The 21261-nt window shown below is 64.5% G+C and carries 28 protein-coding genes; 12 read left to right on the top strand and 16 right to left on the bottom strand.

The genetic code is table 11. The features are described from left to right. The first annotated feature begins 13 nt into the window (after positions 1 to 13). From queE to D3F03_RS02890, 3 genes are read left to right on the top strand one after another with little or no spacing between them, the layout of a single operon-like run. Complete coding sequence (queE, locus tag D3F03_RS02900; RefSeq protein ID WP_119107839.1) at positions 14 to 649, top strand: 7-carboxy-7-deazaguanine synthase; 636 nt, start codon at positions 14 to 16, stop codon at positions 647 to 649. Between the two features lie 14 nt (positions 650 to 663). Then, complete coding sequence (queD, locus tag D3F03_RS02895) at positions 664 to 1107, top strand: 6-carboxytetrahydropterin synthase QueD (RefSeq protein WP_119107838.1); 444 nt, start codon at positions 664 to 666, stop codon at positions 1105 to 1107. After that, entirely contained in the window at positions 1107 to 2579 is a 1473-nt protein-coding gene (locus tag D3F03_RS02890; protein ID WP_119107837.1) for a cobyric acid synthase, read from the top strand. Before queD ends, D3F03_RS02890 begins: the two co-directional genes overlap by 1 nt. A gap of 31 nt (positions 2580 to 2610) precedes the next feature. Here the strand turns inward: D3F03_RS02890 and D3F03_RS02885 are convergent, their stop codons facing one another. Further along, positions 2611 to 3399, bottom strand: coding sequence for a class I SAM-dependent methyltransferase (locus D3F03_RS02885; protein ID WP_119107836.1), 789 nt, complete (start codon positions 3397 to 3399; stop codon positions 2611 to 2613). Here D3F03_RS02885 and cobT point away from each other — a divergent pair. Next, positions 3398 to 4468, top strand: coding sequence for a nicotinate-nucleotide--dimethylbenzimidazole phosphoribosyltransferase (gene cobT, locus D3F03_RS02880; RefSeq protein ID WP_119107835.1), 1071 nt, complete (start codon positions 3398 to 3400; stop codon positions 4466 to 4468). The two genes, D3F03_RS02885 and cobT, sit on opposite strands and share 2 nt — an antisense overlap. 205 nt (positions 4469 to 4673) lie before the next feature. Here cobT and D3F03_RS17135 read toward each other — a convergent pair whose 3' ends face one another. The 6 genes from D3F03_RS17135 to nth form a co-directional block, all read right to left on the bottom strand. Next, positions 4674 to 5387, bottom strand: a complete 714-nt coding sequence (locus D3F03_RS17135) for a phospholipase D-like domain-containing protein (RefSeq protein WP_147414697.1) — start codon at positions 5385 to 5387, stop codon at positions 4674 to 4676. Between the two features lie 56 nt (positions 5388 to 5443). Then, a complete protein-coding gene (locus tag D3F03_RS02875) occupies positions 5444 to 5725 on the bottom strand; it encodes a helix-turn-helix domain-containing protein (RefSeq protein ID WP_119107834.1) in 282 nt (93 codons plus the stop codon). Then, positions 5715 to 6029, bottom strand: coding sequence for a transcriptional regulator (locus D3F03_RS02870; protein ID WP_119107833.1), 315 nt, complete (start codon positions 6027 to 6029; stop codon positions 5715 to 5717). The genes D3F03_RS02875 and D3F03_RS02870 overlap by 11 nt, the downstream gene beginning before the upstream one ends. A 222-nt stretch (positions 6030 to 6251) precedes the next feature. Further along, the gene (locus D3F03_RS02865; RefSeq protein ID WP_119107832.1) at positions 6252 to 6665 is read right to left on the bottom strand and encodes a VOC family protein; all 414 of its coding nucleotides are present in this window, start codon (positions 6663 to 6665) and stop codon (positions 6252 to 6254) included. A 135-nt stretch (positions 6666 to 6800) separates the two neighbouring features. Continuing rightward, complete coding sequence (locus tag D3F03_RS02860) at positions 6801 to 7934, bottom strand: GGDEF domain-containing protein (RefSeq protein WP_119107831.1); 1134 nt, start codon at positions 7932 to 7934, stop codon at positions 6801 to 6803. Positions 7935 to 8097: 163 nt separating this feature from the next. Further along, positions 8098 to 8736: an endonuclease III gene (gene nth, locus D3F03_RS02855; protein WP_119108537.1), complete on the bottom strand. Its 639-nt coding sequence runs from the start codon at positions 8734 to 8736 to the stop codon at positions 8098 to 8100. 140 nt (positions 8737 to 8876) lie between these two features. Here nth and D3F03_RS02850 point away from each other — a divergent pair, with 140 nt between their 5' ends. Beyond that, complete coding sequence (locus D3F03_RS02850) at positions 8877 to 9713, top strand: DMT family transporter (protein WP_119107830.1); 837 nt, start codon at positions 8877 to 8879, stop codon at positions 9711 to 9713. A 35-nt stretch (positions 9714 to 9748) separates the two neighbouring features. On the opposite strand, the gene D3F03_RS02845 is transcribed toward D3F03_RS02850, so the two are convergent. Further along, positions 9749 to 10012 (bottom strand): DUF2164 domain-containing protein, encoded by a 264-nt coding sequence (locus tag D3F03_RS02845; RefSeq protein ID WP_119107829.1) that lies wholly within the window; start codon positions 10010 to 10012, stop codon positions 9749 to 9751. A gap of 96 nt (positions 10013 to 10108) precedes the next feature. On the opposite strand from D3F03_RS02845, the gene D3F03_RS02840 reads away from it, so the two are divergent. Beyond that, positions 10109 to 11299 carry an aminotransferase-like domain-containing protein gene (locus D3F03_RS02840; protein WP_199665415.1) on the top strand — a complete coding sequence of 397 codons (1191 nt, stop codon included), beginning with the start codon at positions 10109 to 10111 and terminating at the stop codon, positions 11297 to 11299. A 5-nt stretch (positions 11300 to 11304) separates the two neighbouring features. Then, complete coding sequence (locus D3F03_RS02835; protein ID WP_119107827.1) at positions 11305 to 11520, top strand: SlyX family protein; 216 nt, start codon at positions 11305 to 11307, stop codon at positions 11518 to 11520. 87 nt (positions 11521 to 11607) lie between these two features. On the opposite strand, the gene D3F03_RS02830 is transcribed toward D3F03_RS02835, so the two are convergent. After that, the gene (locus D3F03_RS02830; protein ID WP_119108536.1) at positions 11608 to 12915 is read right to left on the bottom strand and encodes a sensor domain-containing diguanylate cyclase; all 1308 of its coding nucleotides are present in this window, start codon (positions 12913 to 12915) and stop codon (positions 11608 to 11610) included. Positions 12916 to 13011: 96 nt separating this feature from the next. Here D3F03_RS02830 and D3F03_RS02825 point away from each other — a divergent pair, with 96 nt between their 5' ends. Further along, a complete protein-coding gene (locus D3F03_RS02825; RefSeq protein WP_119107826.1) occupies positions 13012 to 13356 on the top strand; it encodes a DUF6172 family protein in 345 nt (114 codons plus the stop codon). On the opposite strand, the gene D3F03_RS02820 is transcribed toward D3F03_RS02825, so the two are convergent. Continuing rightward, the gene (locus tag D3F03_RS02820) at positions 13341 to 14609 is read right to left on the bottom strand and encodes a DEAD/DEAH box helicase (protein WP_119107825.1); all 1269 of its coding nucleotides are present in this window, start codon (positions 14607 to 14609) and stop codon (positions 13341 to 13343) included. The two genes, D3F03_RS02825 and D3F03_RS02820, sit on opposite strands and share 16 nt — an antisense overlap. 74 nt (positions 14610 to 14683) lie before the next feature. Between D3F03_RS02820 and D3F03_RS02815 the strand changes: the two genes are divergently transcribed. Both D3F03_RS02815 and D3F03_RS02810 read left to right on the top strand, forming a co-directional pair. Continuing rightward, on the top strand, positions 14684 to 15139 hold the full coding sequence (locus D3F03_RS02815; RefSeq protein ID WP_119107824.1) for a DUF2721 domain-containing protein: 456 nt from the start codon (positions 14684 to 14686) through the stop codon (positions 15137 to 15139). Beyond that, a complete protein-coding gene (locus D3F03_RS02810; protein WP_119107823.1) occupies positions 15136 to 15501 on the top strand; it encodes a translation initiation factor Sui1 in 366 nt (121 codons plus the stop codon). The genes D3F03_RS02815 and D3F03_RS02810 overlap by 4 nt, the downstream gene beginning before the upstream one ends. Before the next feature lie 3 nt (positions 15502 to 15504). Here D3F03_RS02810 and argP read toward each other — a convergent pair whose 3' ends face one another. Then, positions 15505 to 16410, bottom strand: coding sequence for an HTH-type transcriptional regulator ArgP (gene argP, locus D3F03_RS02805; RefSeq protein WP_119107822.1), 906 nt, complete (start codon positions 16408 to 16410; stop codon positions 15505 to 15507). A gap of 68 nt (positions 16411 to 16478) precedes the next feature. On the opposite strand from argP, the gene D3F03_RS02800 reads away from it, so the two are divergent. Continuing rightward, positions 16479 to 17228, top strand: coding sequence for a LysE/ArgO family amino acid transporter (locus D3F03_RS02800; RefSeq protein WP_425453058.1), 750 nt, complete (start codon positions 16479 to 16481; stop codon positions 17226 to 17228). On the opposite strand, the gene D3F03_RS02795 is transcribed toward D3F03_RS02800, so the two are convergent. Together D3F03_RS02795 and ytfE are read right to left on the bottom strand one after the other, a co-directional pair. After that, complete coding sequence (locus D3F03_RS02795) at positions 17152 to 17580, bottom strand: group III truncated hemoglobin (protein ID WP_245960478.1); 429 nt, start codon at positions 17578 to 17580, stop codon at positions 17152 to 17154. The genes D3F03_RS02800 and D3F03_RS02795 overlap by 77 nt on opposite strands. Next, positions 17571 to 18302, bottom strand: coding sequence for an iron-sulfur cluster repair protein YtfE (ytfE, locus tag D3F03_RS02790; protein ID WP_119107821.1), 732 nt, complete (start codon positions 18300 to 18302; stop codon positions 17571 to 17573). Before ytfE ends, D3F03_RS02795 begins: the two co-directional genes overlap by 10 nt. 87 nt (positions 18303 to 18389) lie before the next feature. On the opposite strand from ytfE, the gene D3F03_RS02785 reads away from it, so the two are divergent. After that, positions 18390 to 18959: an RrF2 family transcriptional regulator gene (locus D3F03_RS02785; RefSeq protein ID WP_119107820.1), complete on the top strand. Its 570-nt coding sequence runs from the start codon at positions 18390 to 18392 to the stop codon at positions 18957 to 18959. Here the strand turns inward: D3F03_RS02785 and serB are convergent. The 3 genes from serB to D3F03_RS02770 are packed head-to-tail and all read right to left on the bottom strand — an operon-like array spanning position 18904 to position 21052. Next, a complete protein-coding gene (gene serB, locus D3F03_RS02780) occupies positions 18904 to 19629 on the bottom strand; it encodes a phosphoserine phosphatase SerB (protein WP_119107819.1) in 726 nt (241 codons plus the stop codon). The two genes, D3F03_RS02785 and serB, sit on opposite strands and share 56 nt — an antisense overlap. Before the next feature lie 5 nt (positions 19630 to 19634). Next, a complete protein-coding gene (locus D3F03_RS02775) occupies positions 19635 to 20252 on the bottom strand; it encodes a hypothetical protein (protein WP_425453085.1) in 618 nt (205 codons plus the stop codon). Positions 20253 to 20272: 20 nt separating this feature from the next. Then, positions 20273 to 21052, bottom strand: coding sequence for an exodeoxyribonuclease III (locus tag D3F03_RS02770; RefSeq protein WP_119107817.1), 780 nt, complete (start codon positions 21050 to 21052; stop codon positions 20273 to 20275). Positions 21053 to 21261: the final 209 nt, after the last annotated feature.

Here is a 21261-nt window from a genome sequence, read left to right as displayed (position 1 = left end):
GAGGCCCTCCCCCATGACCTATAGCGTCAAGGAAATTTTCTATACCCTGCAAGGCGAAGGCCACCATGCCGGGCGCCCAGCCGTGTTCTGCCGTTTTGCCGGGTGCAACCTCTGGAGCGGCGTGGAAGAGGGCCGTGCCAGCGCGGTGTGCCAGTTCTGCGATACCGACTTTGTGGGCACCGATGGCGAAGGTGGTGGCAAGTTTGCCGACGCGGCCAGCCTGGCCGCGCGCGTCAACGCCCTGTGGCCTGTGGACTACCCCGCGCAGAAATACGTGGTCTGCACAGGCGGCGAGCCGCTGCTGCAGCTCGATGCCCCCCTGATCGACGCCCTGCATGCGGCCGGGTTTGCGGTGGCCATTGAAACCAACGGCACGCTGCCGGTTCCTGGCGGCGTGGACTGGGTCTGCGTCAGCCCCAAGATGGGCGCGGAACTGGTGGTGCGCCGGGGCAATGAGATCAAGGTCGTCATTCCGCAGCCCGGACAGCCCTTGGACGACTATGCCGCGCTGGATTTTGAACACCATTTTGTGCAGGCCATGGACGGGCCACTGCAGGCCACGAATCTGCGCCTGGCCATTGGCTTCTGCAAAGCCCATCCCCTGTGGAACCTGTCGGTGCAGACCCACAAGCTGCTGCAGATTCCCTGAAACAGAACCTACCCATGCTGACCATTACGCGAAAAATGGAGTTCGATGCCGGCCATCGCATTCCCGACCACAACAGCCAGTGCCGCAACCTGCACGGCCACCGCTATACGCTGCTCATCACGCTCACAGGCGATGTGGTGCAAAAAGACGGCGCATCCGACAACGGGATGGTCATGGACTTTGGCGACATCAAGGCGCTGGCCAAGGCGCACCTGGTGGACCTGTGGGACCACGCCTTCATCGTCCATGAAAAAGACACCGCCGTGCGCGCCTTTCTGGACAGCATGCCGGGCCACAAGACGGTGGTCATCGACCGCGTGCCCACGGTGGAAAACCTGGCCCAGGCCGCGTTTGACATTCTCAAAGACGTTTACCACGACCGCTTCGGCCGCCACCTGTCGCTGACCAAGGTGACGCTGTACGAGACGCCCAATTGCTGGGCGGAGGTGGACGGCTGATGGCGGCGCGTTGCGTCATGGTGCTGGGCACCACCAGCGGCGCCGGCAAAAGCTGGCTCACCACTGCGCTGTGCCGCTATTACAGCAACCTGGGCCTGAAGGTGGCGCCGTTCAAGGCGCAGAACATGAGCAACAACGCCCGCGTGGTCGAGGGTGTCGACGGCGCCTGGGGCGAGATCGGCTCGGCGCAGTACTTCCAGGCCCTGGCCGCGCGTGCCGTGCCTGAAGTGCGCATGAACCCGCTCTTGCTCAAGCCCGAGGCCGACACGCACAGCCAGGTGGTGCTGCTGGGGCAGGTGAGCGAGCTGCTCACCGCGCTGCCCTGGCGCGGCCGCAGCGCCGTGGTGTGGCCGCAGATCGCCGCCGCGCTCGATGCGCTGCGCGCCGAGAACGACGTGGTCGTCATCGAAGGCGCGGGCTCGCCCGCCGAGACCAACCTGCACGCCAGCGACATCGTGAACATGCGCGTGGCGCGCCATGCTGGTGCGCGCTGCCTGCTGGTGACCGACATCGACCGGGGCGGCGCCTTCGCCCACCTCTACGGCACCTGGGCACTGCTGCCCGAGGACGAGCGCGCGCTGATCCACGGCTTCGTGCTCAACAAGTTCAGGGGCGACGCCAGCCTGCTCGCGCCCGCGCCGCAGCACCTGCAGGAGCGCACCGGCGTGCCCACCGTGGCCACCATTCCCATGCAATGGCACCATGGCCTGCCCGAGGAAGATGGCGTGTTCGACGACCGCAGCACCACGCCCGGCGCCGTGCACACCACCGTGGCCGTGGTGGCCTACCCGCGCATCAGCAACCTCGACGAATTCCAGCCGCTCAAGAACGTGCCCGGCCTGCGCCTGCTCTGGGTGCGCAGCCCGGCCGATGTGGCGGGCCTGCGTCCCAGCGACTGGATCGTGCTGCCCGGCTCCAAGGCTACCGCCGCCGACCTGGCCTGGCTGCGCGCGCAGGGGCTGGACCGTGCGATTGCCGCGCATGCAGGGCAGGGCGGCGCCGTGCTGGGCGTGTGCGGCGGCCTGCAGATGCTGGGCGAGGCGCTGATCGACCCCGAGGGCATTGACGGCAACGGCCCCGGCCTGGGCCTGCTGCCGCTGGTCACCGTGTTCGAGCCCGCCAAGACCGTGCAGCGCACACAGACGCAGTTTGGCGTGGTGTTGGGCGCCTGGGCTGCGCTGGCTGGTGTACCGGCTACGGGCTACGAAATCCATCACGGCCAGACGGCCCAGCACCCGGCCATGGCTGCCAAGGGCGATGTGGCCCGTGAGGTCATCCCGGGCATTGCCTGGCAAAACCCGGCGGGCAATGTACTGGGCGTGTACCTGCACGGTCTGTTTGAGGATGCCGCCGTGCTGCACGCGCTGTTTGGCGCGCAGGTGCCTACGCTGGACAGTGTGTTTGACGGCCTGGCGGGTTTTCTGGGCACCAGCTTCACACCGGGCGTGCTGGATGCGCTGGTGGCGCCGTAGGAAACCGGCTACCGTGGTACGCCGCAGCTCCTCACACCCGTTCGCAGTGGTAGGCGAGGGTGGTGTACGGAAAGCGCACGGTGTCTTGCCCGCGCAGCGCGGGGTGCCGGGCTATCAAAGCCTCGATTTGCGCGCGCACCTGGGCCCGTTCGGCATCGGGCAGGGCGGCGATAAAGCTCACCGACATGAAGCGGTCCACGATGACCCGCTGTGGCGGCCCCACATGTTCGTGCGGCAGCCGGGTCTCGACCAATGGACTGAAGCCGGGGTGCGAAAAGGGCTCGCGCCAGTCGCCCTTGTAGAAGCGCGGGGCATCGCCTTCGTAGGGCGTGATGATGGCCGTGAGCTCGGCCACCCAGTCCATCGATTCATCGCGCACGTTCCACACCAGGCCCAGCTTGCCACCGGGGCGCAGCACGCGGTGGAACTCGTCCAGCGCCTCGTTGGTGGCAAACCAGTGGAAGGCCTGCGCACAGACCACGGCATCGAGTGTGCCGGGCGGCAGCGGGATGGCCTGCGCTGTGCCTGCCACGGCGCGCACCGTGGGCAGTTGCAGTGCCTCGATCTTGGCACGCATGGCGTCCACGGGCTCCACGCCCACCACCGTGGCCCCGGTGGTTGCGAGCAGCGCGGTGAACTTGCCGGTGCCCGCGCCCACATCGGCCACCTCGCGACCGGGGCCCAGGCCCACGGTCTGCGCCAACCAGGCCGACAGCGCCGCCGGGTAGTCCGGCCTGCCGCGCGCGTAGGCCTGCGCCTCTTTTTCAAAACCCTGCTGTGCCGCTTTGTGCACGGCGTTCTTTGTGTTCTCCATCACCATGACATCACCTTTCGTACTTCCATCCGTTGCTGACCTGCATGATGCCGCGTTGGCCAGCCGCCTGCAGCACATCATTGACCACAAGACCAAGCCCCTGGGCTCGCTGGGCCTGCTGGAGCGCCTGGCGCTGCGCCTGGGTGTGATTCTGGGCACCGAATCCCCCGTGCTGAATGCCCCCCAGATGCTGGTGTGTGCGGGCGACCATGGCCTGGCAGCGCGTGGTGTCTCGGCGTTCCCGAGCGATGTGACCTGGCAGATGGTGGAGAACTTTCTGACCGGTGGCGCAGCCGTGAGTGTGCTCGCGCGCCAGCATGGCCTGGGCCTCACAGTGGTGGACTGTGGTGTGGCCAAGCCCATCGCGGCGCGCGACGCCGCGCCCGGTCAGCCGCGCCTGTTGCTGCGCAAGGTGGCGCCTGGCACGCAGGATGCGTCGGTCGGCCCGGCGATGAGTGCGGAGCAATGTGCCCAGGCGCTGGCCAACGGTGTGGAGGTGGTGCGTGGGCTGCCGGGCAACGCGCTTTTGCTGGGCGAGATGGGGATTGCCAACACCTCGGTGGCATCGCTGCTACTGGCGCGCCTGGCGGGCCTGCCGCTGGCCGAGGTGACGGGCGCGGGCACCGGGCTCGATGCCGCAGGTATCGAGCGCAAGCGCGCCGTGCTGCAACAGGCGCTGGACGCCAACGCCGCCACCACCACGCCGCTCGAAGCCCTGGCCGCCCTGGGCGGCTACGAGGTGGCCACCATGGTCGGCGCCGTGCTGCAGGCCGCGCAGGAGCGCCGCGTGATCCTGGTGGACGGCTTCATCACCAGCGCCGCCGTGCTCGTCGCCAGCCGCCTGCAGCCCCATGTGCTGCAACGCTGCGTGTTCGCCCACCGCTCGGGCGAGCGCGGCCACCAGCTCATGCTCGCGCAAATGCAGGCCGAGCCGCTGCTGGATCTGGGCTTGCGCCTGGGCGAAGGCTCCGGCGCCGCGCTGGCCTGGCCGCTGCTGCAATCGGCCTGCGCCATCTTGCGTGAGATGGCTAGCTTTGAGGCGGCGGGGGTGTCGGAGCAAAGCGCTGCAGCGTGAGGGGCAGCCTTGGTGTTGCCGCCTGTTGCGTATGCGCTGCAAGGCGATTTGGCTGTGGATCTGCGCGGTGTGGGAGAGGCAGAGCTGGCGCGAAATGGCGTTGTATGTTGGGCACCACTCTGCTTCGCAGGATCACTGGCCATGAAAATGGTGAATCCATGGCGAGTGTTGGTGTCCGAGTTGAACCGTCAGTTAGACCCTGGCACTAAATGTGAACCTGAGCGGTGCTCCACGACGTTTCATAAGTTGTTTGAATTGGAGCGAAAGCATCGTTAACTTGCGCCAGACTTGTTGGAGCCTTCTTTGCGCCATCTTTGAATGAGGCCCCTGATTGATAGCATGATTTCTTGTCAATAAAGACGAATCGGTCATGCAGCGCGGTTGCTGCACGGACTTGTATGTTTACGCTGTTTTGTTGCGCGAATGCCTGCACCGCTGGTACCAGTGTGGGCATTTTCTCTTTTCCTAGAAGACGAATGGCTACTCCAGACCTTACGAACGGAAGGTACCTGGAAACGAACTCCGCATCTAGGTAGGGGTCGACGAAAAGTAGATCGGTTTGTGCTTCTTCGATTAGTTTTCGTACTTCGTCGAAATAGTCAAAGACGCTTCCTTTGTCTATGGCAACAGTGAGCGGCCCAACAGCCTTTAGTCGAAGGTCGTGCCGAGCCTGTTGAAGTAGCGTGAGTATGCCGCCGAGCGCCTGACTTGCATCCATTGCCATGAAGCTATGTATTTGCCGAACGCACACATCAAACTCTACTGACTTTACCGAGTTCCACTGAGCGACAAGAGCGGCTGCACGTCCAAACCAAGCGTAGTTTTCCGGCAGTTCATGGCGGATAGTTTTGCGCTCTGGCATTGTGCGCAAAACGTCCTCGACCTCTGCTAGGAGTTGTTCTGGTGGAAGTGCGTTCATCGTCTTGAGGGGCTAACGTTTAAGGGCTCTGCGTGAAATGCCTGTTGGGCATCGCTCTACACGCGCAACTCTTGCAAAACCTCCGGGTGTGCAACGGCCACACGGAGCAATGTCTTCGCCGCGCCCGTAGGCGAGCGGCGGCCCTGCTCCCAGTCTTGCAATGTTCTCGCCGAAACGCCCAGAAGCAATGCAAACGCTTGCTGGGACAGCCCCATTTTTGCGCGTGCCTCCGCAGCCACCGGCAGCTTGACTTGGGTGGTGCGGGCGGCTTCGCCACGTTTCATTTGCTGGACGGACTCCAGCAGATCGCGTTGGAATTTTTCGATTTCAGTGGGCATCTTCGACTCCTTGCTTCAACTGCGCCAGGAAGGATGTGGGGAGGTTGTCGAACTTGGCTTTCTTGTAAACGATCAAGAGCCAAATGGTCTCCGTGCTCGCGTTGAAATAAATCACCCTGGCGCCGCCGCGTTTGCCTTGCCCAGCGGAAGTCCAGCGTACCTTTCGGCAGCCGCCGCTGCCTCGGATCACATCTCCGGCGTCGGGGTTGGCGGCGATCCAGTTGATGAACTCAACGCGTTCGGCGTCTGACCAGGCTTCGCTGGCGTAGCGCTGGAAGATGGCAGTTTCGGCAACAGTTTTCACTTAGGATTATACGGCATTGCCGTACTGTGTGCGATGAAGAAGAGCCTGAAGAAAAGGTGCGAGGCTGTTCAGCCAGGAGAGCGTGGTTTATCAAGTCGAGCGCCTTTTTGGTCGACGTGAATGCTATTAGAGTAAGAGCTCATAACGCAACATGGACGGGCGGTATTGGCTAATTGATATCCAAAATTTCCCGCCCAGCAACGCCAAGGCACCGTGCCCCGCCTACTCCGCCAAATGGCACACCGCCTCGATGTTGTTGCCTTCAGGGTCGATGACGAAAGCGCCGTAGTAGTGGGGGTGGTAGTCGGGGCGCAGGCCGGGGGCGCCGTTGTCCTTGCCGCCGGCGGCGATGGCGGCGGCGTAAAAAGCATCCACTTGGGCGCGGGTCTGGGCCTTCCAGGCCAGGTGGCAGCCTGTGGTGGCCGGCGGGCCGCCGTAGGGCGAGGGGCCGTCGATGAACCACACGTCGGCCTTTTTGCCGTCGGGCTCCGCCGGGTCGGGGTAGGCGAACCCGAGGATGTTCATGCCGTAGTTTCCTTCGAAAGAAACGCTGTAGCCCAGGGGCGCGAGGGCGGCGCCGTAAAACGCCTTGGCGCGCTGGATGTCGGTGACGCGGAAGGTCATGTGGTCAAGCATGGGGTGGCTCCTGTGGGGTGGTTAGGGTCGTGCATACGTTGCACACCGATACTGTATATGTATACAGTTTTGTTTGGCAAGAGGCCCGTGAACCTGCTCAAAGGCCGGTGCGCGGGGCGCCGCAGCACGCCAGCTTCAGGCTGCGCAGGTCTGGTTGCGGCCCCGTTCCTTGGCCTGATACATCGCCGCGTCGGCGCGGCCGAGCATGGCGTCCACCGTGTCTTCGGGGCCGCGCCATTGGGTCACGCCGATGCTGGCGGTGCAGTCAAGTGCGTGGCCAGTGGTCAGTGCGGTGCGAATGCGCTCTGCCACGGGCAGCGCCGCTTCGGTGGCGGTGTTGGGCAGCAGCACCAGAAATTCCTCACCGCCATAGCGCCCAAAGCGGTCGGCGCGGCGCAGGGCGGCGCGGGTGCATTCGGCAAAGTGGGCCAGTACCCGGTCGCCGTGCTGGTGGCCGTGGGTGTCGTTGATGGCCTTGAAGTGATCCAGGTCGATCATCATCAGCGAGAACGCCTGCCCGTAGCGCAGGCTGCGTTCGTGCTCGTCCTCGCAGAAATCGAGAATGGCGCGGCGGTTGAGCGTGCCGGTCAGCACATCGTGCGTGGCCATGTGTTCCAGCTCGGTGCGCACACGGTCCGTGGCCATGAGCACTGCGCCAATGGAAAGCAGCAGCACGGCCAGCACGTAGGCGCCGAGGTAGAAGGACTGCACGGTGGAGGCGTCCATCAGGTCTCCAACTTCGGGTACAGAAAGTACGCTTTGCAGCCGCACCAGCAGCACGCACAGGTGCAGCGCCAGGGTCACCTGCACCATGCGCACCGGGAAATTGCGGTTGCCGCTCAGCCAGAGGAACACCAACGTGCTGCTGTGGACCACGGCAATGGCTGCGGTGACAATGGCCACGCGCATGCGGTAGGACGGCTCGGGCCCGGTAAACCAGGCCAGGCACAGCATGACCAGCGCGAATGCAACCACGATTCGGCGCCATTTGGCGGGTTGACCGAAGAAGCAGCGGCAGCCCACATGGAACAGGACGAAACCCAGCAAGATCAGTCCGTTGCCTAGCCAGCGTCCCATTTCTTGAGGCCATGGACCGGGGGCGGCGAAGAAAACCGTGGCAATCAGCCAGACGGCGGGTGCCAGTGCCCAGTAGCCCAGCCCCAGGATGCTGGGAGGGTAGTAGCGCCGCATGAAGCCCAGCACCAATCCCATCACCAACGCCATGAAGCCGCCCATGGCAATCAGGGAACGCGGATCAAGGGAATTCATGCGTAGAAAGTGTGGGGTGCGCAGGCGGGTGGTGAATTTCAGTATAGCCAGCGGCGTGCACGCTATTGGGGGTGGAGCGTTTCGCAATATTTGGAAGTTTATGGGCCGTACCGCTTACAAATAAAGAACTTATAGCTACAAAATACATAGCTATGCGCCGACCTTAGGGGTGTGGCGTTTTGGGCTTGTAGTCGCAATACGGTGCAACCAGGCATTCCCAGCAGCGCGGCTTGCGCGCCTGGCAGACGTAGCGGCCCAGCAGAATCAGCCAATGGTGCGAATTTACGGCGTATTCGGGCGGTACACGTTTGAGCAGTTGCTGCTCTACCGCCAGCGGCGTTTTGCCCGGCGCCAGGCCTGTGCGGTTGCTGACGCGAAAGATGTGTGTGTCCACCGCCATGGTGGGCTGGCCAAAGGCCACGTTGAGCACCACGTTGGCGGTCTTTCGGCCCACGCCGGGGAGCTGCTCGAGGGCTTCGCGCGTGTCGGGCACCTGGCCGCCGTGTTGCTCGACCAGCATCTGGCAGGTCTGCATCAGGTGGCGGGCCTTGCTGCGGTACAGGCCGATGGTCTTGATGTGCTCCTCCAGCGCCTCCAGCCCCAGATCAAGAATGGCTTGCGGCGTGTTCGCTATGGGGAACAGTCTGCGCGTGGCCTTGTTCACGCCCACGTCGGTGGCCTGGGCGGAAAGCAGCACGGCAACCAGCAGTTCGAACGGGCTGCTGTACTCCAGCTCGGTTCGCGGCTCGGGGTTGGCTGCCTGCAATGCAGCAAAAAAGGGTGGGATCAGTGCGGTTTTCATGGGTGGCGCTTGTTGGATGGGCAGCCCGGCCACTATAGAAGAGGCGGGATCGGGGCGCCGCACGGCTTTGCGGCCAAGCTGCAAGCGGCGCCGCGCGCGCGGAGCCCGTATGCTTCAAGCAGTTTTCCCCTGGATGTCCTATGCGCCTTGTGCTCCTGACCCTGCTTTCCATGTTGGCCTTTGCCGCCAATTCGTTGCTGTGCCGTCTGGCGCTGGCCAGCGGCTCCATCGACCCGGCCAGTTTTTCCGCCATCCGCCTGGCCTCCGGCGCCGCCATGCTGGTGGTGGTGATGCGCGTGCGCAAGGTGTCGCCCATCGCGCGGGGCGGCTGGGTGCCAGCCTTTTGGTTGTTTGCCTACGCGGCCGCGTTTTCGTTTGCCTACGTTCGCCTGCCTACGGGTGTGGGGGCCCTGCTGCTGTTTGGCGCTGTGCAGGCGACCATGGTGGGAGCGGGCCTGTGGCGCGGCGAGCGCCTGTTGCCCCGCCAGTGGTGCGGGCTGGTGCTCGCCATGGGCGGCTTGGTGGCACTGCTGCTGCCGGGTTTGAGCGCGCCGTCGCCCGGCAGCGCGGCGCTCATGCTCGCGGCCGGCGTGGGCTGGGGAGCGTATTCGCTGTATGGGAAGCAGGCGCTGGATCCCGGCGCGGCGACGGCGGGCAATTTCGTGCGGGCTGTCCCGTTTGCCGCGCTGCTGGTCGCCGTGTGCGCCACGCAGTTGTCGGTGAGTGGTGCCGGGCTGGTCTACGCTCTGTGTTCGGGGGCCGTTACCTCGGGTCTGGGCTACATCGTCTGGTACACCGTGTTGCCGCGCTTGCGCTCCAGCGCTGCCGCCTCGGTGCAGCTGAGCGTGCCGATGCTGGCGGCACTGGGCGGCACGCTGCTGCTGGGGGAAGCCTGGACGCAGCGCCTGAGCTGGACGGGCCTGGCCATCCTGGGCGGCATTGCGCTGGTGGTGCTGGCACCAAAACGGCCGGCGTGAGTGGCTCGAAGGCGGCGTGCGGTGTGCGCCGCGCCTCAGCGTTTCGCCGCGCTGCGGTGCCACCAGGTGAACGCGTCTTCCTGCAGTTCGATGTCGAGTTCCGCCACCCGCGCCTGCATGCGCTCCTGCGCCTGCGCCACCGCCAGGTTGTAGACCGCGGGGCCAATCTCGGCGAGGAAGAAGTTCAGCAAGGCGCCTGCGGCCATGTTGCCGATGCGCTCGCCGTGTTCTTCCGAGAAGTAGCGCTCGATGGAGGCAATGGCAGCGGTTCGGGTCTCTTTGGGCAGTTCGATGGGCATGGCCGGCAGTCTACGGTGCGTGCGGCGTAAACGCAGGAAAACCGCTTGCGGTTTTGGGACAATTGCGCCCAGACTTTACGGAACCCCACCATGCCATTGCAATTTGCCGACCGCCTGAACAACGTTGAAACCTCTGCCATCCGCGAGCTTTTCAAGCTGCTGGGCAAGCCCGGCATCATCAGCTTTGCCGGGGGGTTCCCCGACAGTGCCATGTTCGACGTGGACGGCATTCGCGCCGCCAGCAACGCAGCCCTGGATGAAGAGCCCGGCGCGGCGCTGCAGTACGGCGCCACCGAGGGCTACCAGCCGCTGCGCGAGCAGCTTGCCGCCTTCATGGCCAGCAAGGGCGCGCAGGATATCGCGCCCGAGAACCTCATCGTCACCACCGGCAGCCAGCAGGCACTCGATTTGCTGGGCAAGACGCTGATCAGCCCCGGTGACAAGGTCATTGTCGAAGGCCCGACCTTTCTGGCCACCATCCAGTGTTTTCGCCTGTACGGTGCCGAACTCATCAGCGCGCCCATTGATGGCGATGGCGTGCAGACCGATGTGCTGGAGCAGCTCATCGCCGAACACCAACCGAAGTTTGTTTACCTGATTCCCACCTTTGGCAACCCCAGCGGTGCGCTGCTGCCGCTGGAGCGCCGCAAGAAGGTGTTGGAACTGGCCGTCAAGTACAACACCCTGGTGGTGGAAGACGACCCCTATGGCGACCTGTATTTCGGCGAGGCACCGCCGCCCAGCCTGTTGGCGCTCTCTGCCCAGGTGCCCGGCAGCCGCGAGCTGCTGGTGCATTGCGGTTCCTTGAGCAAGGTGCTCTCGCCCGGCTTGCGTGTGGGCTGGATGATTGCCCCGCCCGAGCTGCTGGCCAAGGCCACCATGTGCAAGCAGTTCAGCGATGCCCACACCAGCACGTTTGCCCAGGCCACGGCGGCGCAGTACCTCAAGGCCGGCCGCATGCCGGCCACGCTGGCCAGGGTGCGCGCGGTGTACGCCGAACGCGCACAGGCCATGGGCGATGCGCTGCGCAAGGAGCTGGGCGATGCCATCGCGTTCGTGCAGCCCCAAGGCGGCCTGTTTGTCTGGGCGCGGCTGACGGGAGCGGGCGGCAAGGTGGCCGATGGCAATGTGTTTGCCAAGCGCGCCATTGAAAAAGGCGTGGCTTTTGTGCCGGGCGCGCCATTCTTCTGCTCCCAGCCCGACAACGCCACGCTGCGCCTGTCGTTCGCCACCGCCGACGCGGACAAGATTCGCGAAGGCGTGGCGCGCCTGGCGCGTGCCCTGTAAACGCCATGCGGGAAGCAAACAATAGCGACCAGCGGTTCGAGAGCCTGGAAGTGAAGCTGAGCTACCTGGAAGACCTGGTGGATGGGCTCAACCTCAACATCTACCGCCAGCAGGAGCAGATCGATCGGCTGGCGCGCGAGCTGGTCCAACTGCGCCAGCAGGCGCCGGGCGCTGAAGGCGGTGAGCGCAACCCGCGCGACGAAATGCCCCCGCACTATTGACAGCGGGCGGTATTTGCACAGGGCTTGTTGCTATTTATAAGATAGCTTATGGCGCTTTCTGGGTAAGCGCTAGAGGCCATTTTCTATCTAAGTGTCCTGATGCTCTGGTCCGAGGGAGTCCGTGTGTGAAGGCCCGCCGCCCGCATTGAACGCTACCCGGTCACGTCCCCCGCGCTTGGCGTTGTACAGCGCTTGATCGGCGCGGTCGAGCAATTCGTGCAGGCTGCGGTCTACAGAACGCAGGTTGGCCAAGCCCACACTGACCGTCACGCTCAAGCGTTCGCCGGTGGCGGTTGTGAGCGGCATGGTGCGTACGCCCTCCAGAATGCGTGTGGCGACCTCGCTGCCGCTGTCGGCGTCGGTCGTTCGCAGCAGTACGCAGAACTCTTCGCCACCCAGGCGCCCCACGGTGTCGCTGGCACGCAGTTGCGCGCGCACCGCCTGCGCAAAGGCCACGAGGACCCGGTCGCCCTCAAGGTGGCCATTGCGATCGTTGATGTTCTTGAAGTGGTCCAGGTCGAGCATCAGCAGGCACATGGCCTGGCCGTTTCCCCTCGCCTCGGCCCAGGCCTGCTCGGCAGCGTCGAGGAATGCGCGGCGGTTGGCCATGCCGGTAAGCATGTCGGTGGTGGCCAGGCGCTGCAGCTCGCGTTCGAGGTTTTTGCGCTGCGTCACGTCGCGGTAAATGCCCTCGATGCCGGCGAACTGGCCGTTGTGGTCGAACAAGGCATGGCTGCTGATGGAAATGTCGATGATGCTGCCGTCCTTGCACACCATCTGGCCTGGAAAATCCGAGACTTCCCCATGCGCCATGATGGCGGCCTTGAAGGCATCCCGGTCGCTGCTTTGCGGGTAATACGACTCCGCGGTGCGGCCTTCAATCTCGTGCGGTTCGTAGCCGAGTACCCGGCGCACGCCGGGGCCTACGTGCTGTACCACGCCCTGGGCGTTGGTGCGGTAGTACACATCCTGCATGCTCTCGAACAGTCGCCGGAAGTTCTGCTCGCTCTCGCGCAGCTGCTGCTGGATCTCACTCTGGTGCGTCATGTCCAGGCCGCACATCAGCACGGCGGGCGCACCTTCGACCACCAGGGCCACGCTGGAGATCAGCACCATGCGCAGGTTGCCAAGGCTGGTGCGGAGTCGGAATTCCGAGGGTTTGTTGGGCGCTGTAGCGGGCTCCACCGCCTGGCTGCTGATGCGGTAGATGCGCTCGCTCGAGCGCTGCTTGTCCAGCGGGTGCACGAATTCATTGGTCGTGCGGCCGTGGAGCTGTTCAGGCGATGCCACTTCGAGCAGCGCTGCGCTGGCGGCATTGGCATACACGATGACGTCGTTGCGCGCCAGCAGCACCGCGCCGGGCAGAGCATGCAGCAGTTCTTGCAGGGCGGACATCGCAATCATGGCCGTGGACAGGTTCAATGAAGGAATATTGTGGCACTTTGCTTCCCCTGTAACCATGGGCTTACAAGTAGAGCGCTACCATTGGCCATGAAAAAGACTTTTTCCCTGCAGGTCGAGGGCCTGCACCCCGACCGGCGCCTGGACGCCATCAAGCACGAAATTCGCAAATACCTGCGCCGTGAACGCAGCAAGGCGCTGCCAGAGGGCGCTGATTTTTGGGATTTTGATTGCCGTTTTGCCGTGCCGCCGAACGCGCCCGAGCCTGTGGCGGTGGGCGCCGTCATGGCGCTGGTGGACGCAGCGGCTGCCGCGCAGGCAGCCCAGTTTTACCTGGAGGTGCTGGCACGCGCAGCCAAGCGGGCGCCGCGCATCCATCCGACCGAGAACGCTGACGGTACGCCGCTTGCTGCTGCGCCTTATGTAGGCGACTGATCGGGCTGTTGGCCCGACTCCAACGGGGGTAGCAGGCCCGCAGCGCGCAATTTGTCCTTCTTGCTGGGGCGCTTGCCCTTGATGCCGCCCGCGCCCGCGACGGCTTGCGCGGGCGCCTCGGTGGGTTCGAAGCCGGGCAGCACCTCGCGCGCCAGCTGCATGCCCAGGCGTTTTTCAATCAGCCGCATATGCGGCTCGCTCTGCGGCACGACGAAGCTCACCGCGACCCCTTGCTCGCCTGCTCGGGCCGTGCGGCCAATGCGGTGCACATAGTCGGCGCTGGAGCGCGGCAGGTCAAAGTTGACCACCGCCGGCAACAGGCTGATGTCGAGCCCCCGTGCGGCAAGGTCGGTGGTCAGCACCACCTGCCAGCGGTCGGCCTTGAATTCTTCCAGCACCTGGCGCCGCGCGCCCTGGCTGAGACCACCGTGAAACGGCGTGGCGAAAATACCGGCCTTGTAGAGCTTCTCCGCCACGTGTTCCGCCGTGTACTGCGTGGCGACAAACACCAGGACACGGCTCCACGCTTCCTGCGTGACGAGGTGGCGCAGCAGCTGCGTGCGCTTTTCTGGATCGACAGCAATGCTGCGCTGCGCGATGGCTGGCGCCTCTTGCACTGCATCGACCCGGATATGCACGGGGCCATCCAGCAAGGCTTTTGCCAGTGCCTGCACCTTGCCCGGGAACGTGGCGGACAGGAGCAGGTTCTGCCGTTTGGCCGGCAGCAAAGCCAGCACTTGTGCAAGTTCGTCGGCGAAACCGAGGTCGAGCAGGCGGTCGGCCTCGTCGAGGACCAGGGTCTGCACATTGTCCAGCCGCAGCGCGTTTTGGCGCACCAGATCGAGCAGGCGCCCCGGCGTCGCCACGACGATATCGGCGCCGCCGCGCAGCGCCATCATTTGCGGGTTGATCGAGACACCGCCGAACGCGAGTGCCACTTCCACACGCGGCGAGCAGGCTGCGGAAAAATCGCGCAGCACGCCGCCGCACTGCGCAGCCAATTCGCGTGTCGGCACCAGCACCAGCGCCTGCACCCGGCGTGGGCGCTCGCTGGGCTGGGCCGCAACGCGCTGCAGCAAGGGGAGGGCGAAGGCAGCGGTTTTGCCCGAGCCCGTGGGCGCCTGTGCCAGCACATCACGGCCGGCGAGCACGGCGGGCAGCATCTCTGCCTGGATGGGGGTGGGCGCGGTGTAGCCGCGCGTTTGCGCAGCCTGGGCAAGGGCGGTGTGGAGGCCGAGTGCAGAAAAAGGCATGGAAGGCCCAAGAGAAGAAAGGGGAGGCGTGGGCAGTGGGCGATTGTGCGCCGCCGCCGCGATAATCCGGCCGCATGAACTTTGTTGACGACTCAGGGGCCATTGTCCACAGCATTCAGCTGGCGGTCGCACCGGTATTTTTGCTGACGGCCGTCTCGGGAATGATAGGCACGGTGGCCAACCGCCTGGCCCGCATCGTTGACCGGGCACGGGTGCTGGAGGCGCAGCGGCGCAACGTCGAAGACGCAGATGTCCATGCCCGCACCGTGGCGGAACTGGCGCTGCTGCGGACTCGGGGTTGGCTGGTCACGCTGTGCATTGGCCTGCTGACACTGTGCGGTTTTCTCATCGGGCTGACCATTCTTTTTCTGTTTTTGGGGCAGACCACCGAGTTCAACAGCCCCCGCTGGGCCGTCGGAAGTTTTTTGGCGGGGGTGATGTGCTTTCTGGGCGCTTTGGTGCTGTTTTTTGTCGAAACGGTTGCCGCCACCCGCATCCTCAATTTTGGCCATGTGAGCAGGCTGCCATGAGCCGTTTGCAGCGCACCGCCGGCTTGGGTGGCCTGGTGTATTCCACAGAGCAGGGGCGCATGTGCCCCACCTGCCGCCAGCCGGTGGCCGACTGCCTCTGTGCAAGAAGTGCGGCGCCCGTGGGCGACGGGGTTGCCCGCGTGGCCCGCGATACCCAGGGCCGGCGCGGCAAGGCCGTCACCGTGGTGCGCAGCGTGCCTCTGGCAGCAGATGCCTTGGCACAGTTGGCACGTGAGTTGAAGGCGGCCTGCGGCGTGGGTGGCACGCTCAAGGCGGGCGTCATCGAGCTGCAGGGCGACCACGTGGAGCGCGTGCTCGCCGAGCTGAGCGAGCGCGGCCTGCGTGCCAAGCGCGGTACGTGATCTTCACGCGTCTGCCGGTTCCAGCCAGGCACGCGCTGCCGCCATGACGCAGTGGGTGAGGCGCGCCAAAGGCGCCTGCGCGCTGCGCAGGTGCACCCAGAACAGTGGAATGTGCAGGTCGGTGTTGGGCAGTACGCGTACCAGCCGGCCATCCGCCAACTGCTCCGCCACAAGGGCCAGGGGGTGCATGCCCCAGCCCAGGCCGCGCTCGCAGCCCCGGACGTAGCCATCGTTGGACGGCACGTAGTGGTGCGGCGGGTGCGCCCGGGCCGGCAGGCCTAGTTGTGCCAACCATTGCTCCTGCAGGCGGTCTTTGGGGTCGAAGGTCAGCATGGGGGCTGTGGCCAGGGCCTCTACCGACACACCCTGCGGCCAATGGCGTGCGGCAAAACCAGGACTGGCGGCGGCCACATAACGCATGGTGCCCAGCGGCCAACTGTTGCAGCCGGCAATGGCGGCCGTTGTGGCCGTCACGGCGGCCAGAACCTCGCCCTCGCGCAGGCGCTGCGCCGTGTGCTCCTGATCGTCCAGACGCAGATCGAGCAGCTCATTGCCGGTATCGGTGAAGGCTGCCAAGGCGTCCATGAACCAAGTCGAGAGCGAGTCGGCATTAATGGCGAGCTTGAGCGTCGGCGCGGTTGCCGCCTGGCCGGCCAGGCTTGGGTGGCTGCGCCGCAACTGGTGCTCCAGCAACGCCACCTGTTCGAAATGCAGGCACAGCTGGCGCCCGGCGTCGGTGCCCGTGCAGGGGGAGCCGCGCAGCACCAGCACCTGGCCACAGCGCTCTTCGAGCTGTTTGATGCGCTGAGAAATGGCGGACGGCGTCACGTGCAGGCGCCGCGCGGCGCGCTCGAAGCCACCCTCGCGTACCACGGCGGCCAAAGCTTCGAGAGCAGCGTAGTCAAACATCAGCAATGCTTAATCATGGTTAGAAAAATGAAGTGTACTTAACACTGCCCGTTGACCAGAATGGCGGCATGTGGATTGCAAATGCCGTTTCTTCCTGGCTCGCTGGCTTTACCGTGTGTTTTGCACTGGTGGCGTCGATTGGTGCGCAGAATCTTTTCGTTTTGCGCCAGGTGGTCAGTGGCCGGCATGTGCGGGCCTGCGTCGCCTGGTGCGTGTTGAGCGATGCCCTGCTGATTACGGTCGGCGTGGCTGGCATGGCGCAAATGCTGGCGAACCGGCCTGTGCTGGCGCAGGCGCTCAGCCTGGGCGGCGCGGTGTTTTTGCTGTGCTACGGCCTGCTGGCCTGGTCGCGCTTGCTGCCCCGGCGTGCTGCTGCAGAAGCAACAAAGTCAGCCGAGGCCGCAGCTCCCACCAAGCGTGCCGTGCTGCTGGCGCTGGCCGCCATCACGCTGCTCAATCCACATGTGTATCTGGACACCGTGGTGCTGATGGGCTCTATGGGCGCGCGCGAGGCTGGCTTTCTCAAGGCGGCGTTCGTGGCCGGCGCGGCATCGGCCAGCCTGGCGTGGTTTTTGTTCCTCGCACTTGCTGGCCGGAAGTTGCAGGGCTGGTTTGCGCGCCCCCAGTCCTGGCGGGTGCTGGACGCGGCAACGGGCTGCATGATCTGGTACTGGCCTGGTGGGTGTGGTCGGGCACGCAGGCCGCTTGATGCCAACCCGCTTGAGCGCGCAGCGGTGCGTGTCAGCCGCGGTGCGCAAAGGTGGGAAGCGTGCCGAAATACCCCTGAAACAGATTGCGTGCAATGCCGTGCGCCGTGAACTGCAGTTCGCGGGCGTCGTCAGGCTCGAACAGGCGTTCGGTGTGCTCGCCCCATAGCCGTACCCAGGCAGAAAAATGCGCTGGCGTGACGTCCTCAAGCGCCATGTGCTTGCCAAAGACGTTGCCACTGAACGACTTGCTGCCCAGCGCCACGGTGCTCCAGAACTCCACCATGCGATCAAGGTGGGGCTCCCAGCGCTCGGCGAGCGCGTGCTCGAACACCGGCCCTAGCAGGGGATCGGCACGCACATCGGCGTAGAACGAATGCACCAGTGTGGCCAAGCGCTCCCTGGTGACCGGGCCGCGCTCGCAGCTTGGTGTGGCGGGGGTGGCTGGCTGGCTCAGCTGCATCCGCAAGAGCTCCCGCAACCGCCGTTGTCTGCCGCTACCGGTTCAAATTGCGGGAACAGCATGTTGTTTTCGGTGTGAATGTGGTTGACCAGGTCGTCGGAAAACTGCGCAATGCCGGTGTAGAGCGCACGCCAGGTGTTGCAGGCGCCGGCTGGCGGGTTGGCGTCGTTGGTCATTGCGAGCAGTCGCTCCAGCGCCGCGCCGTGGTCCACGTGCTCGGCGCGCATCATGCCGATGGGCTGCGTGACAAAGGGGTTACCGCCTGATTTGAGCATGGGGAAAAGGATGGCCTCTTCCTTGTGCATGTGGGTAAGCAGCTCGGCCTGCAATTCTTCCAGAAGATCGCCCAAACCCGCCGGCACGTTGGGGTTTTCGCGGTGCACGACCTCAACGCGCCGTGCCATGCGGATCAGCTCGGGCAATTGTTCGCGGTGCACATCGTGGTAGCGTGCAATGATGTGGTCCACCATCTCGGCTGGCGTTGCGGCTTCGGGGGCGCTCACGGGGCGGTTGAGTGCCGCCAGCTCTGCCAGGACGGAATCCAGCGCCAGGCCTTTGTCGGCCACGGCCTGCTCCAGTGCTATTTGGCCACCGCAACAAAAGTCGAGTTTCAGGCGGCGAAAGACGGCAGTCGCTCCCGGCAATGCCACGGCAATGCTGCCGATGGTGGCTTGCGGGGTCAGTGCCAGGGTGGGGTTCAGGGCGTCAACGCGGGCGTTCATGGGGTTTATCCTTAAAGAGGCATGTTGCGTGAATATTTTATCGCAATAAAATTCCAGAGTGATCTCTCTACCAACCCGAATGTGCCTATGCGACTGACCCAGTGGACGGACTACACGCTGCGCGTGCTGATGTACTGCGCAGCTTGCGACGGACGGTCCCAGCCAGTCACCATTACCGAAGTGGCCGAGAGCTACGGGATCTCGCGCAGCCATCTGACCAAAATCGTGCAGCAGCTTGCCGCCGCCGGACTGCTGGAAACCACGCGGGGGAGGGGCGGCGGCATGCGGTTGATGCGGCCTGCGGGTGAGATCAACGTGGGTGTCGTGGTGCGCGCCACCGAGACCGATTTCAGCCTTGTCGAGTGCTTTGATTCGGCCACCAACCAATGCCGGCTGAGCAGCCACTGCCGGTTGCAAGGCATCTTGGGCGAGGCGATGCACAGCTTTTTTGCTGTGCTTGATCGTTATACGCTGGCCGACCTTTTGGTTGCCAACCAGCCGCAACTGGCGGGGCAACAAAATATGAGCCTTGTGCGGCTGGTGCCGGGATTGCCCAGCCGTGCGGTTCCGCAAGCCGCCGCGTCGATCGGCATACCGGCCTTCACACCTTTTCAGGCGGCATCAGTTCCAGCAGACGATCCAACCCGCCCTCGTTGATCGCCACGTTGGCGTGCGCCCGCACGGCTGGCTTGGCGTGGTAGGCCACCGAGAGCCCGGCAGCGCCCATCATGGGCAAATCATTGGCGCCGTCGCCCACGGCAATGGTCTGCGCGGGTGAAATACCCATGAGCGAGGTCAGTTCCAGCAAGGTGCGGCGCTTTTCCGCGCCGTCGCAGATGTCGCCCCAGGTCTGGTCGAGCATGCGTCCGGTCAGCACGCCGTCGCATACTTCCAGTTGGTTGGACCGCGCGAAGTCGATGCCCAGCCCGGCGCGAACGCGGTCCGAGAAAAATGTGAAGCCACCCGAGACCAGCAAGGTCGCCAGCCCGGCCGCCTTGGCTGCGGTGACCAGCTGCTGTGCCCCTGGATTGAAACGCAGCCGCTGTGTGTAAACCTGCTCCAGGTGGCTCATCGGCACGCCTTTGAGCAGCGCCACACGCTGGCGCAGGCTTTCCTTGTAATCAGATATCACGCCCTGCATGGCGGCTTCGGTAATGGCCGCTACCTCTGCCTTGCGGCCAGCGGCATCGGCGATCTCGTCCACGCATTCGATGTTGATCAGCGTGGAATCCATATCGAACGCAATCAGGCGGAAATCGGCAAGGCGCAGGGGCGCGTCTGCGCCTTGAACGATGAGGCCAGGGGCAAATTCGCGGGCAGTGGTCATGGGCGTTAAGTTTTGTGCAAATAAAGTGTGTCGGACCAGGTGGCAAGCCACTCGGGTTTGAACGCGACAAAGATAGCGGTCAGCATACCGGTGACAAAGGCATCGCCCCAGGCTGTCAGCCAGTGAGCCACCAGCGACAACTCCTTGTTCAGCCCAGGTTGCGTCGGGCCTGACCATTGCAGCAAGGCGCTGGCAGCAAACAAGCAGGCGGCCGCGCCCAGAAACCCGCGCCCGAGCACATAGACGAACAAATGCGGCCCAATCACGCGGCGAATGGCTGCGCCAAGGCCTAGTGCCAAAGTGGCAGGCAGAACGCCGCGCCAGAAGGCCAGCATCACCACGATTTCCCAGGGTTGGCTGCCCAGCAAGCCGGCCATCAGGGCGATGGTGCACAAGGTGGGGACCGCCAGCGGCCAGCCCAGCATGAGCAGCACCAGGCAGGCAAATGACCAGTGCATTTGCAAAGGCATGGTGTGCATCCAGGGCAGGGCCCACAGCCAGGGCAGCACCACCAGGCTGCCCAGCAGCGGGGAGACCAATGCGCCACCGCGCAGGAACTGCCAGGGCCGCAGCCACAGCGCAGTCGCCAATGCAAGTGCCAGCAAAATAGCCGTAATCGTCAGCATGCTGAAGGGGCGGTGCGTCAGTCGGCCAGCGTTACTACCACCGGCGCGTGGTCGCTGGGTTGCGGGTTCTTGCGCGGTGCGCGGTCAATGGTGCAGGCGCGCACGCTGGGGCGCAGCGCCTCGCTCACCAGGATGTGGTCGATGCGCAATCCCCGATTTTTCTGGAAACCCAGCATGCGGTAGTCCCACCAGGAGTAGCTTTTTTCTGGCTGCTCGAACAATCGATAAGCGTCATGCAGCCCCAGCGCCAGTAGCGCCTGGAAATGGTCTCGCTCCTCTTGCGTGTGGTGGATAGTGCCCGCCAGGCCGATGGGATCGTACGAATCGCGGTCTTCCGGTGCCACGTTGAAGTCGCCCACCAGCACCAACTGCGGGTGCGCGACCAGCTCAGTGCGCAACCAGTCCTGCAGCGCCTGCAGCCACTGCATTTTGTAGGCGAACTTTTCGCTGTCTGGTGCCTGGCCGTTCACAAAGTAGCCATTGACCAGGCGCAACGCGCCATGTGGCGTGTCCAGCGTGCCGGCAATGACGCGCGCCTGCGTGTCCTCTGAGCCGGGCACGTTGCGCACCACGTCGCGCAGGGGCTTGCGGCTCAGGATGGCCACGCCGTTGTAAGTCTTTTGGCCGAAAGCAGCGGCTTCATAGCCTGCCTCGCGCAGCGCCTCGTGGGGAAACTTGTCGTCGGTGAGCTTGAGTTCTTGCAGGCACAGGGCATCGACCGGGTTGGCGGCCAGCCAGGCGAGCACCTGGGCCAGGCGCACGGTCAGTGAGTTGATGTTCCAGGTGGCAATTTGCATGGTGTCTCGGGAAACAGGCCGATGGGCCAAGCCAGAAGGGTGGGTCGGAGGCGGTCGCTAGCGACCGCGCGTGGGCAAGCGTTTGCATTGTCCCATTTGCCACGCTCGGTCAGCCAAGGCATGCGCCAGCGCTGTAAACCGGCCGACAGTGCAGGAATTTTGTTGCACCAGCAAAAGATTCATCTAATCTTCGGCATAATAGATGCAAA

It is taken from the genome of Simplicispira hankyongi, assembly GCF_003570885.1.
GTDB classification, from domain to species: Bacteria; Pseudomonadota; Gammaproteobacteria; order Burkholderiales; family Burkholderiaceae_C; genus Simplicispira; species Simplicispira hankyongi.
Note: the sequence above shows the minus strand (reverse complement) of the source record. Positions and strands in the feature narration are given on the sequence as shown.